Annotated in this window: 11 protein-coding genes; 3 read left to right on the plus strand and 8 right to left on the minus strand. The window is 62.4% G+C overall.

Annotated elements, in window-relative coordinates; all coding sequences use genetic code 11:
* The coding region (locus tag E5W70_RS06220) for an NAD(P)/FAD-dependent oxidoreductase (RefSeq protein WP_292655350.1) at positions 1 to 941 on the minus strand (941 nt) is incomplete at its 3' end.
* Positions 942 to 1,121: 180 nt separating this feature from the next.
* Between E5W70_RS06220 and E5W70_RS06225 the strand changes: the two genes are divergently transcribed.
* Entirely contained in the window at positions 1,122 to 1,778 is a 657-nt protein-coding gene (locus E5W70_RS06225; RefSeq protein WP_292655353.1) for a 5-formyltetrahydrofolate cyclo-ligase, read from the plus strand.
* A 13-nt stretch (positions 1,779 to 1,791) separates the two neighbouring features.
* Here E5W70_RS06225 and E5W70_RS06230 read toward each other — a convergent pair whose 3' ends face one another.
* Positions 1,792 to 2,265: an Lrp/AsnC family transcriptional regulator gene (locus tag E5W70_RS06230; protein WP_023675099.1), complete on the minus strand. Its 474-nt coding sequence runs from the start codon at positions 2,263 to 2,265 to the stop codon at positions 1,792 to 1,794.
* A gap of 157 nt (positions 2,266 to 2,422) precedes the next feature.
* Between E5W70_RS06230 and ald the strand changes: the two genes are divergently transcribed.
* Positions 2,423 to 3,538, plus strand: coding sequence for an alanine dehydrogenase (gene ald, locus E5W70_RS06235; protein ID WP_292655356.1), 1,116 nt, complete (start codon positions 2,423 to 2,425; stop codon positions 3,536 to 3,538).
* Between the two features lie 247 nt (positions 3,539 to 3,785).
* On the opposite strand, the gene E5W70_RS06240 is transcribed toward ald, so the two are convergent.
* The 6 genes from E5W70_RS06240 to E5W70_RS06265 form a co-directional block, all read right to left on the minus strand.
* Positions 3,786 to 4,253 carry a DUF1203 domain-containing protein gene (locus tag E5W70_RS06240; protein ID WP_292655359.1) on the minus strand — a complete coding sequence of 156 codons (468 nt, stop codon included), beginning with the start codon at positions 4,251 to 4,253 and terminating at the stop codon, positions 3,786 to 3,788.
* A gap of 77 nt (positions 4,254 to 4,330) precedes the next feature.
* Positions 4,331 to 5,137, minus strand: a complete 807-nt coding sequence (gene dapB / locus E5W70_RS06245) for a 4-hydroxy-tetrahydrodipicolinate reductase (RefSeq protein WP_292655361.1) — start codon at positions 5,135 to 5,137, stop codon at positions 4,331 to 4,333.
* A 148-nt stretch (positions 5,138 to 5,285) separates the two neighbouring features.
* The gene (locus E5W70_RS06250) at positions 5,286 to 5,849 is read right to left on the minus strand and encodes a GNAT family N-acetyltransferase (RefSeq protein ID WP_292655364.1); all 564 of its coding nucleotides are present in this window, start codon (positions 5,847 to 5,849) and stop codon (positions 5,286 to 5,288) included.
* A 5-nt stretch (positions 5,850 to 5,854) separates the two neighbouring features.
* Positions 5,855 to 6,706, minus strand: a complete 852-nt coding sequence (gene sseA, locus E5W70_RS06255; protein WP_292655367.1) for a 3-mercaptopyruvate sulfurtransferase — start codon at positions 6,704 to 6,706, stop codon at positions 5,855 to 5,857.
* A 35-nt stretch (positions 6,707 to 6,741) separates the two neighbouring features.
* Positions 6,742 to 7,485, minus strand: coding sequence for an alanyl-tRNA editing protein (locus tag E5W70_RS06260; protein WP_292655385.1), 744 nt, complete (start codon positions 7,483 to 7,485; stop codon positions 6,742 to 6,744).
* Positions 7,485 to 8,519 carry a cysteine synthase A gene (locus E5W70_RS06265; RefSeq protein WP_292655370.1) on the minus strand — a complete coding sequence of 345 codons (1,035 nt, stop codon included), beginning with the start codon at positions 8,517 to 8,519 and terminating at the stop codon, positions 7,485 to 7,487. Before E5W70_RS06265 ends, E5W70_RS06260 begins: the two co-directional genes overlap by 1 nt.
* A gap of 215 nt (positions 8,520 to 8,734) precedes the next feature.
* Here E5W70_RS06265 and E5W70_RS06270 point away from each other — a divergent pair, with 215 nt between their 5' ends.
* Positions 8,735 to 9,556: an SDR family oxidoreductase gene (locus E5W70_RS06270; protein WP_292655373.1), complete on the plus strand. Its 822-nt coding sequence runs from the start codon at positions 8,735 to 8,737 to the stop codon at positions 9,554 to 9,556.
* The last annotated feature ends 172 nt before the right edge of the window (positions 9,557 to 9,728 follow it).

Genomic DNA, 9,728 nt, shown 5'->3' on the forward strand with positions numbered 1-9,728 from the left:
GGCACCAGCCGGCCATCCGGCCGCAGGACGTGCGCTGCGTCACCGATGACGAAAATCTCCGGGTTTCCCGGCACACTCAGGTCGGGCTCGACAAGCACCCTGCCTGCGCGGTCCGCTGCCGTGCCGAGCCATTCGGCGGCCGGCGAAGCGGCGACGCCCGCCGCCCAAAGAATTGTCCTGGCAGGCAAATGGGTGTCGCCGAAGACGACACCCTCGGCATCGCAGCGCGTAACCGCCCTGCCGAGTTCGACGGTCACGCCGAGCCGTTCGAGCGCCTTCATTGCATAATCGGAGAGTTCGGGAGCGAAATTCGAGAGGATGCGGTCGCCGGCCTCAATCAGCACCACACGCGTCTGCCGCGTGTCGATGTTGCGGAACTCGCCGCGCAGCGTGTCATGCGCCAGTTCGGCAATGGTGCCGGCCAGTTCCACGCCGGTCGGCCCGCCGCCGACGACCGCCAGCGTCAGCAATGCCTGGCGCTTAGCGGGATCGGTTTCCCGCTCGGCCTGCTCGAAAGCCAAAAGAATACGGCGTCGAATGGTGGTGGCGTCCTCCAGCGTCTTCAGGCCCGGGGCGAACGGCTCCCATTCGTCATGGCCGAAATAGGCGTGCCGCGCGCCGGTGGCCAGCAACAGCGTGTCGTAAGCGACCGTGCCGCCGTCCTGCAGCAGCACGCGCTTGCCGTCGCGGTCGATTCCGGTCACGGTGGCGAGCAGCGTCGTTACGTCATTGCGCTTGCGCAGGAGATGGCGGATCGGCCAAGCCACTTCGGAGGTGGCCAGCGCCGTCGTCGCCACCTGGTAGAGCAGCGGCTGAAACAGATGGTGATTGCGCCTGTCGATCATGGTGATGCGCACCGGCGCGCCGGCAAGTGCGCGGGTGAACTCGAGGCCGCCGAAGCCGGCGCCTACGACGACGACGTGATGGTTGGCTGTGTTCATCTCACTCATCCCTCTCGCCAAGGCTGATGTAAGTATCGTTGTGCAGTGCAGCAATGCCTGCGCTGCAACTGCCTGGGAGTCGTCTCTTGATGTCGTGAATACGCATGCTGCAGGCTCATTCCCGGATATAGCTTACGTCCCAGATACGGCTTGGTTGGAACAGTATCTTGCAGGTGAAGCATGGCTAGGAATGAAGACGAAAGCTCAGCGCCATACGCCTCGCCGCCTTGTTTTATGCACGAGTTCGATCCGGAGTTCCAAGCGCCGCTATCCGACTGGACCGACGTAAGGCGCTGGCGCAAGGCCGAGCGCGAGCGGTTGATCGCATCCCGCCTTGCCGTTTCAGCCGACACGCGCGCAGCCATGTCGCAGCGCATTGCCGAAGGGCTCGACGCGGTGATCGGCGACATCGCCGGCCGCATGGTCAGCCTCTATTGGCCGTTTCGCGGCGAGCCGGACCTGCGCCCGTGGATGGAAACCGTTAACGCGCGGGGCGGGCGCACGGCGTTGCCCGTCGTCGTGGAGAAAGACCGGCCGCTTGTCTTTCGCGCCTATACCCACGGAGACCGGCTGGAGAAGGGCGTCTGGAATATCCCGATACCGGCTGACGGCGATCCGGTGTTACCCGACATCGTCATTTCGCCGATCGTCGGCATCGATCCCGGGCAGTTTCGCCTGGGTTATGGCGGCGGCTTCTTCGATCGCACGCTTGCGGCGATGCCCTTCAAACCGCTGGTCATCGGCGTCGGCTACGAAGTGCAGCGGATCGCCACCATCTACCCGCAGCCGCACGACATTCCGATGGACCGTGTGGTGACCGAGACATTCAACACCTAGGCGAGTTCGGGGCCTAGGCGAGCTCAGGCTTCATTCCCACGGCCGTGCGATCGACGATTTCGCGCAAGGCAAAAGACGAATTGATCTTCGTCACATGCGGCATTGCCGACAGCCACTCCTTGTGGATACGTTCGTAGTCGACGAGATCCTTTGCCGCTATGCGCAGGATGTAATCATATTCGCCCGACATCAAATGGCAGGACAGGACGTTGGGGCAGCGCTTTATCGCTGCCTCGAAATCCGACAACGTCTTCTCGAATTGCCCGGACAGCGATATATGCACGATCGCCGTCATCTGGTGCCCAAGTGCAGCATTGGAAAGCCGGGCGTGATAGCCGCGGATGGTTCCGGATTTCTCCAGATTGTCCAGCCGCCGCGAACAGGCCGACTGCGATAGGCCGACCTTCTCGGCGAGCGCTGCATTGGGTATCCGCCCGTCCTTCTGCAATGTCTCGAGAATGGCGATATCAATCCTGTCGAGCGGCATTTTTGCGGGTTCCTGCGACAATTCCAATGTTTTGCGCAACGATTATCGAAGAGTAGCCTCTCAGGCAAGCGCATTCGCAAACATTTACCGAACGATTCGTGGTTCACTATCTTTAGACAGGGAACAGCCCTAAAAGGGCCGGATCAGGAGAAAAAAGATGCGCGTCGGTTGCCCCCGGGAAATCAAGAACCATGAATACCGCGTCGGCATGACACCCGGCTCGGTCCGCGAATATGTCGCGCATGGCCATGAAGTGCTTATCGAGACGGGCGCCGGCGCCGGCATCGGCGCCGATGACAACGCGTATCGCGCCGCCGGGGCCACGATCGCCAAAACGGCCGCCGACGTTTTTGCCAAGTCTGACATGATCGTGAAGGTCAAGGAGCCGCAGCCCAACGAATGGGTTCAGCTCCGCGACGGCCAGATCCTCTATACCTATCTGCATCTTGCCCCGGATCCGGAGCAGACCAAGGGCCTGCTGGCCTCCGGCGTGACCGCGATAGCTTACGAGACCGTCACCGACGAGCGCGGCGGCCTGCCGCTGCTGGCACCGATGTCGGAAGTTGCCGGCCGCCTGTCGATCCAGGCGGGCGCCACGGCGCTGCAAAAGGCCAATGGCGGCCGCGGCGTGCTGCTTGGCGGCGTGCCCGGCGTGCTGCCCGGCAAGGTCACCGTGCTCGGCGGCGGCGTCGTCGGCCTGCATGCCGCACGGATGGCTGCCGGCCTTGGCGCCGACGTCACCATCATTGACCGCTCGATCCCGCGCCTGCGTCAGCTCGATGACATCTTTGGCGGCCGCGTCCACACCCGCTACTCGACCGTCGAGGCGCTGGAGGAAGAGTGTTTTTCGGCTGACATCGTCGTCGGCGCCGTGCTGATCCCGGGGGCAGCAGCGCCCAAGCTGGTGACGCGCGAAATGCTGTCGGGCATGAAGAAAGGCGCCGTGCTGGTCGACGTCGCCATCGACCAGGGCGGCTGCTTCGAGACCTCGCACGCCACCACCCATGCCGAGCCAACCTATGAAGTTGACGGCGTCATCCACTATTGCGTCGCCAACATGCCGGGTGCGGTGCCGGTCACCTCGGCCCACGCGCTCAACAATGCGACGCTGCACTATGGCCTGCAGCTCGCCGACAAGGGCCTCAAGGCGCTGGTAGACGACCACCATCTGCGCAACGGGCTGAACGTCCACAAGGGCAAGATCACGAATCGCGCGGTGGCCGAAGCGCTCGGTTACGAACTGGTCGAGCCGAAGGCCGTTCTCGCGGCCTGAGCTGTCCGAATCTGCCTCTCCAGTGCCCGTCGGATTCGTCCGACGGGTTTTTTCTATGTCGAAAAACTGAAAAGTGTCGGGCGCGCGGAATAACCGGACAACAAAAAAGCGGAGCCAAAGCCCCGCTTCCTCGGTTGTCGAAAATTCCCGCCGGTTCATCCGCGGTCGGCAAATCGATCGACAGTCTCTTACTACCGCCGGTATGCGACTGGAGTACGACAGCCCCAAGCCGGTGCAGCCTGGCCGGTTACGCGCGGTCGATCCGGCACTGATAGCAATTGTTGCGTGCCGAGCGGATGTGGACGTAGGCGATGTCGTTGCGTTCGAACAACGTCTCTGCCCGTGCGGCAATGGCGTCGGTCGGAATGACGCCGCCGCTGCCGTAGACGATGCGGTCGTCCTTGCCATAACCGCGCACGATGTAATCGCTGCTTTCGAGCATTTCGGGAAGCACTTCCACTTCGGCAGCGCGTTCGCATTCCTCCGCATGAAGGAAGATCGGCCCGGTTTCGGCATAAGGCTGCAGCTCCGGAAAAGGCCGATAGGCCAGAACAAGATAGGCTTCTCCCGCAGCAACATTCTTCAAGCAATGACGGCAAGGCACGCCGTCGCCGTCCGAAATCTGCCGCTCTGGCTTCAAGCCATAAGCATCCCGCCCGCCGCGCTGAAGTGCGCGGACCGCATCGGTTGGCAAGGCTTTGAATTTTAGCGTCATGGCGAAATCTCCGGTGTCGTCGACCGGAAATTATGCTCGCAACACAGAGCTTCCCACCCGATTCTTGCCGAAATGGATCAGTCCATCAGCGCGTCGAGACCACGCACCAGACCTTTGATCTGCTGTACCCGTCTGATGGCGAGCAACGTCCCGGCCACGTAAGGCGCCGCGGACGGGCCGGCGTCGTGGCGGATGGTCAGCCGCTCGTCTGGCAGGCCGAACAGCGCCTCGCAGGACAGGATGTAGGACGGCAGCCGAAGCGCATGCACTTGCACCCCCTCGCCTGCGCCGACCGCACCCCCGCGTGTAGCCGGCACGCCAGAGACCTCCGAGACCGGCTTTGCCGTTGAGGCCTTGCGGATGTCGGCCAGCGCCTCAGCAAGCTCCCGTGCGGTACCGGAGGGCGCGTCGGGCTTCTTTGCACTGGCATAATCGATAACCTCGACATCCGGCACGTATTTTGCCGCCATAAGTGCAAACCGCTTCATCAGCGTGGCGGTGATGGAAAAGTTGCCAGCGGCAACGACGCCAACGCCGTTGGCGCGTGCCGCGGCGTCGATGTCGGCATAGTCGGCAGCACCCAGTCCCGACGTGCCGATCACCGTGTGCCGTCCCTTGTCGATGGCGAGCAGCACATGGTCTTTCACGACATGCGGCTTGGTGAAGTCGACCAGCACGTCCGACGGCGCCTCCAGCGCCTCGGCCAGCGAGGCCGAAACGGTGATACCATTAGCCGGCATGGCAACCAGCAGGCCGGAATCCTGCCCCGCGCCGCTGCGTGACACAGCCCCGGCCAGCGCCATGTCGCCTTGCGCTCCGATCGCCGGAACCAGCGCCTTGCCGACCCAGCCGGTCGCGCCGGCCATTACCACGCGTATTGCCATCGTGCGATCCTCCATCACCATCGGTTTTTAGACGACAGCGATATGGAAAGAGCCAAGCTCATTCAAGTCGGGTCCGCCTTTGAGTGTTGATCCAGACCCTGGGACGTTGCAAGACAAGCTGAGGCTCGGATGAACGGGCCTGAAAAAATCAAGGCCGCATGACGCTGGCCGCCCGCTCGGCAAAAGACATCGGATGTACGACCTCCTTTTTTTGCGCCACTGGCGTAAAGCCGAGTTTTTGATAGAGCGGCAGTGCTGCTGGGTGATCGAGGGTGCAGGTCTGCACCGTCACCCGCCTTGGCCCGTGCGACCATGCCGCGGCGATTGCCGCACCGAGGAACCAGCGGCCGATGCCTTGCCCGGTCGCGTGCTCCATCATTCCGAAATAAGCGAGTTCTACTTCCTCCGGCAAATGCGGCTTAAGATCGAAGAAGCCGGCCGGCGCACCATCCAGATAAAGCACCCTGATGTCGCGGTCCTCGCGGTGGATGCCCGCCGCAAGCTCCTCGTCGCTCAGCCTCAACACATTGACCCAGTGCCATTTGCGGCCGACCCGATCCATCAAATAGCGATAGAAATGCAGCGGAATGTCTTTGGTCTTGAGCAGTGCGATCTGGCGGTTGTACGGCAGCGGCGGCGAATAGGCAGGCGGCACATGCATTTCGAGAAACGTCACGGTGACGTCGATGTCTTCCAGCGATCCGTCTTCCATCCCCGTCAGTCCTTGCCCGTCACGACGGGCGTGTCGGAAAGCCCGCCCCATTCGGTCCATGAACCGTCATAAAGCCTGTTGTCGGCATGGCCAAGCGTCTCCAAAGCTAGCGTGATGGCTGCCGCGGTGACGCCCGACCCGCAGGAGGTGACGACCGGCTTCGACAGGTCGATGCCGGCTCCTTCGATCACTTTGCGTAGCCTGTCCTTCGGCAACAATTCGCCGTTTTCCGAAAGCGCCGAAAACGGCACGTTATGCGCGCCCGGCATATGGCCGGAGCGGATGCCGGGGCGCGGCTCCGGCTCGGTGCCGGCAAAACGGCCAGGCGAGCGCGCGTCGGCGATCTGGCTCTCCCCCGTCTCGACGGTCCGGCGCATGTCGGCAAGGCTGGCGACGCGGGCGGCATCGAAGTTGGCATAAAACACGCAAGGCGCGATCTTCGTCGGCTCCGCCGTCACCGGCCGTCCGGCGGCTTTCCAACGGTCGAAGCCGCCGTCGAGTATATAGACCTGGAACACGCCCATGACGCGAAATAACCACCAGGCGCGCGGTGCAGAAAAGAACCCTGGCCCGTCATAGACAACAATCGTGTCATCGGCCGAAATACCCATCGCGCCGACATATTGCGCGAAATGCTGCGGCGACGGCAGCGTGTGCGGCAGAGCCGCGTCGGGGTCCGAAACCGCATCCTGGTCGAGGAAGCGGGCGCCTGGAATATGCGCTGCGTCATACTCGGCGCGCGCGTCACGCTTTTGCGCCGGCAGATACCAGGACGCGTCGACAATCGTCAGGCCCGGTTCGCCGAGCCGCTTCTGCAACCAATCGGCATCGATGGTGAAAGGACTGTCGTCGGCCATCTTTTCTCTCCTGTCCCGCCTGTCGCAGTCCTATATCAGGCTGGCGGCATAGGACCAAAGCGAATGCGGAAGCGCCGGTTCTCGCGGCCCTTCTTCTCGATCTTGCCGATATGGATCTCGCCGATTTCGCTAGTGCTCTTTACGTGGGTGCCGCCGCAAGGCTGGCTGTCGATCGAAGCGTTCACGCCGATGCAGACCAATCGGATCTTTCCCGTGCCAGCCGGGGGCCGCACATTCTTGGATTTTACCAGGCCCGGATTGGATGCCAGTTCCTCGTCGGAAATGAGCCGGGTGAAGATCGGGTGGTCGGCTCGCACCAGCTCCATCAGTCTGGCCGTCACGTCTTCCTTGGTGAAGCCGGCGTCCGGGATGTCGAAATCGATACGGCTGTCGTCCTCGGAAACCGCGGCGCCGGTGATTGGGAACGGACAGACGACGGTAAGCAGGTGGCAGGCAGAATGCATGCGCATCAGCAACTGCCGCCGCGGCCAGGCGATGGCGAGCCTCATGCGCTCGCCCACCTTTGGAACTGTCTGCTCCGGCGCCGGCACATGGATGATCTCGTCCTTGGTTTCGCCGGTGATCGTAGCGGCAATCGCTATGCCGGTGCCGTCGGCGCGTTCGAGGCTGCCGGTGTCGCCCGGCTGCCCGCCCGATGTGGCGTAAAACACCGTCCGGTCCAGAATGATGCCGCCGCGATCGTTGACTGCGACGACGGTGGCGTCGGCCGTCCCCAGATAGGCGTCGTCACGAAACAGCGCTTCGGTTTTGTGCGCCATCATGCAACCCTTTCGAACGGTACCGAAATCGTGGTCCGTTGCTCCATCCAGCCCGGCACCGGCAGCTTCTTTTCGCGCAGGAATTCAGGATTGAACAGCTTCGACTGGTAGCGCGTGCCGTAGTCGCAAAGCATGGTCACGATGGTGTGGCCGGGACCCAGCTCGCGCGCCAGGCGAATGGCGCCGGCAATGTTGATGCCCGTCGAACCGCCAACGCAAAGCCCCTCCTCCTGGATCAGGTCGAATACGATCGGCAGTGCGTCCTCGTCGGGGATCTGGAAGGCAAAATCGGGCGTAAAGCCTTGGAGATTGGCAGTGATCCGCCCCTGTCCGATGCCTTCGGTGATCGAACTGCCCTCGGATTTCAGCTCGCCGCTGGTGTAGAAGGAATAGAGCGCTGCCCCCAGCGGATCGGCCAGCGCGATCTTGACCAGGCTGTTTTTGGCCTTCAGCCCGAAGCCAACGCCTGCCAGAGTGCCGCCGGAACCGACCGCCGACACGAAACCGTCCACCTTGCCGTCAGTCTGGTTCCAGATTTCTTCGGCCGTGGTGCGGATATGGCCGTCACGGTTGGCGACATTGTCGAACTGATTGGCCCAGATCGCGCCATTCGGCTCGGTCTTCGCCATCTGCTCGGCCAGCCGGCCCGACAGCTTCACGTAGTTGTTCGGATTCTTGTAGGGCACGGCGGGCACTTCGATCAGCTCGGCGCCGAGCAGTTTGATCGTATCCTTCTTCTCCTGGCTCTGGGTGTCGGGAATGACGATCACCGTGCGATAGCCGAGCGCCTTGGCCACCAGTGTCAATCCGATGCCGGTATTTCCGGCCGTCCCCTCGACGATGACGCCGCCGGGCCGCAGCAACCCGCGCTGCTCCGCATCGCGGATGATAAACAGGCCGGCGCGGTCCTTGACCGACTGCCCAGGATTCATGAATTCGGCCTTGCCCAGGATCTCGCAGCCGGTTGCTTCCGAGGCCTTGTTGAGGCGGATCAGGGGCGTGTTGCCGATCACGTCGATCACAGAACGGGGCATGGAGATTCCTTTGTGGGTGCGGCGAAACCCTAGAAACCCGAAGCTTCGGTTTCAAGGCAAGAATTTGCCTGGTCCAGTCGCATTTCGCACACTGCAATTCCTACAGCCAGGAGCGCCCGGCCGGTATTCATTTCGACCATGTACCGAAAAGCACTCTTTTCATTCGATTTCTTCACCGTTAGAGCACAGGCTAAGAAGAGCCGGCGGGGCGCAGCATGACACTCTATCGGGCCAATCCGAAGCATGGCGTCGCCTGGATTACGGGCGGCAGCAGCGGTATCGGCCGTTCGCTGGCCAAGGATCTTGCCGCTCAGGGCTATGTCGTCGCGGTGACTGCGCCCGATGACCATCCGATCGATACGCTCATCGTCGAAACGGCGCAGATGGCGGGCCGTGTCGCAGCCTATCCTTGCGACGTGACCGACGAAAAACGCATGGCGAAGACGGTTGCAGCGATCGAGAAAGATCTCGGTCCGATCGTGTTGGCAGTGTTCAACGCTGGAAGCTATATCGCAACGCCGGGCGAGGATCTTGTGGCGCGCAATTTCCGTCGGTCTTTCGAAGTCAATTATTTCGGCATCATCAATGGCCTGCTGCCGGTCATCGAACGCATGCGCGTGCGCTCGCGCGGCCATGTCGTGCTGATCGGTTCGGTTACCGCCTATTTCGGCTGGCCCACCACCGCCGCCTATGGCGGCACCAAGGCGGCAGTCAATATCCTGGCCGAGTCGCTGAAATACGATTTCGACAAGATGAACGTCCGCATCCAGGTGATTAATCCGGGCTTTGTCGACACGCGGCTGACCGAAAAGAACTTCCTGCCGATGCCGGGCTTGATGCCGGTCAATCTGGCCTCGCGCCGCATCGCGCAAGGCATCGAATACGGCGGCTTCGAAGTCACTTTCCCACGCCGCCTGAGTTGGACGCTGAAGCTGCTCAGGATGCTGCCGAGGCCGTTCTGCCGATGGGTGATCAGCACGGTCACCCGCTGGAATGCGCGGCCGCTGAATTTCGACCGCAAGCCACCGGTCGAATAGGATCGGTGACGGGGCGACGGATCGTGTTTGCAGGTTGCTGGGGCGCCACGTCACTGCCGGCGACGCGCTGTCGCCATCGACCACGGCTTTCCTCGCGCAGCGGATCGTCGTGTGGGTCGAGGCGGTGGTGAAGTGAACCAAAGGCCTCAAGCAAGAGGGCGACCGGAGCATC

The sequence above is a fragment of the Mesorhizobium sp. genome, from assembly GCF_005063415.1.
In the GTDB taxonomy this organism is placed as follows: domain Bacteria; phylum Pseudomonadota; class Alphaproteobacteria; order Rhizobiales; family Rhizobiaceae; genus Mesorhizobium.

What these genes read in the sequence shown, in the direction of transcription:
- E5W70_RS06225 (WP_292655353.1), top strand. Translation starts at nt 1,122, where the DNA reads ATGGCTAGGAATGAAGACGAAAGCTCAGCGCCATACGCCTCGCCGCCT.
- E5W70_RS06230 (WP_023675099.1), bottom strand. Translation starts at nt 2,265, where the DNA reads ATGCCGCTCGACAGGATTGATATCGCCATTCTCGAGACATTGCAGAAG.
- ald (WP_292655356.1), top strand. Translation starts at nt 2,423, where the DNA reads ATGCGCGTCGGTTGCCCCCGGGAAATCAAGAACCATGAATACCGCGTC.
- E5W70_RS06240 (WP_292655359.1), bottom strand. Translation starts at nt 4,253, where the DNA reads ATGACGCTAAAATTCAAAGCCTTGCCAACCGATGCGGTCCGCGCACTT.
- dapB (WP_292655361.1), bottom strand. Translation starts at nt 5,137, where the DNA reads ATGGCAATACGCGTGGTAATGGCCGGCGCGACCGGCTGGGTCGGCAAG.
- E5W70_RS06250 (WP_292655364.1), bottom strand. Translation starts at nt 5,849, where the DNA reads ATGGAAGACGGATCGCTGGAAGACATCGACGTCACCGTGACGTTTCTC.
- sseA (WP_292655367.1), bottom strand. Translation starts at nt 6,706, where the DNA reads ATGGCCGACGACAGTCCTTTCACCATCGATGCCGATTGGTTGCAGAAG.
- E5W70_RS06260 (WP_292655385.1), bottom strand. Translation starts at nt 7,485, where the DNA reads ATGGCGCACAAAACCGAAGCGCTGTTTCGTGACGACGCCTATCTGGGG.
- E5W70_RS06265 (WP_292655370.1), bottom strand. Translation starts at nt 8,519, where the DNA reads ATGCCCCGTTCTGTGATCGACGTGATCGGCAACACGCCCCTGATCCGC.
- E5W70_RS06270 (WP_292655373.1), top strand. Translation starts at nt 8,735, where the DNA reads ATGACACTCTATCGGGCCAATCCGAAGCATGGCGTCGCCTGGATTACG.